The sequence below is a fragment of the Streptomyces sp. ADMS genome (assembly GCF_033441795.1).
Taxonomy (GTDB): Bacteria; Actinomycetota; Actinomycetes; order Streptomycetales; family Streptomycetaceae; genus Streptomyces.
In genome coordinates this window covers 1-1,072 of sequence record NZ_JAVFVX010000325.1, presented here as the reverse complement: position 1 = coordinate 1,072, position 1,072 = coordinate 1, and the positions used below count along the sequence as shown (strand labels likewise).

Here is a 1,072-nt window from a genome sequence, read left to right as displayed (position 1 = left end):
GCTGGACGCCCTGCACGCCCACCTCGTCTCGCTGCACGGCCTGCTCGACGCCCACACCGCCCGCACAGGCCAGCTCGTGCCGATCGAGGGCGACCAGCTCCGCGCCGCCCGCACCCGCATCTGGCAGGCCGCCGACCACGTCCACGCCGCCTACCACGCGGCACCTCGGCCGGACTCCGGCGAGGTCCCCGAACGCGAGGCGTGCCAGGCCGGCCTGCCGGAAGGCGCACCGGAGCTGACCATCTGCCAGCGCCACCAGCGCACCGCGCACCTGGTCCGCCGCCGCACCACCCCGGCCGACCTCCACGCGCCGTTCACCGGCCTCGTCCGCCACTGACCCTGCCTTCCGTCTGGAGAACGTTCATGCCCCGCACCCGCGCCAGCGCCTCCCACCTGTTCGTCCCTCGCAAGGCATCGCGTACCGAGCAGCGAGCCGCCCGCGCCGGTTTCGCTGAGGCCCGCCGCCAGGCCCGCCTCGCCGGAGCCCCGCCCAAGCGCCGTAACGAGGAAACCCTCGACCCTGAGCTGCGGCCCACCTATCCGCCGTCCGGACGCCCTGGCTCCTCTTCGGCACGCGGCGGCAAGCTCAGCCTGCCCGCTCACCGGATGACCACCGCCACCGTGTCCGGGGCCTATCCGTTCCTCGCCGAGGGCGGTCTGGGTGCGGAGGGCATCTTCATCGGGCGCGATGTCCACGCGGAGGCGGCGTTCTGCTACGACCCGTTCTCGCTGTACAGCAGCGGCCGGATCGAAGGCTTCACCAATCCCAACGCGGTCCTGGCCGGGATCATCGGTATGGGCAAGTCGGCGCTGGCCAAGTCCATCGCGACCCGGGCGATTGCGCACGGCTACCGGGTCTACGTGCCCTGCGACCCCAAGGGCGAGTGGACGGCCGTCGCGCAGGCTCTCGGCGGCTACAGCATCGCCCTGGGACCGGGACTCCCCGGCAGGCTGAACCCGTTGGATGCTCCTGCGCGGCCCGCCTCGGTGAGCGAGGACGACTGGTCGACCGAGGTCCGCAAGCGCCGTCTCCTGCTCCTGGCCGGCCTCGCGCGCACCGTGCTGAAGCGCG

General features: G+C 73.1%; 1 protein-coding gene and 1 pseudogene. Both read left to right on the top strand.

What is annotated here, in order from left to right; genetic code table 11:
* Positions 1-337: DUF6238 family protein (locus tag RB628_RS40770; RefSeq protein ID WP_318325688.1), on the top strand; the 337-nt coding region annotated here is incomplete at its 5' end.
* A gap of 26 nt (positions 338-363) precedes the next feature.
* Positions 364-1,072, top strand: a pseudogene (locus RB628_RS40765) (ATP-binding protein); the annotation flags it as partial.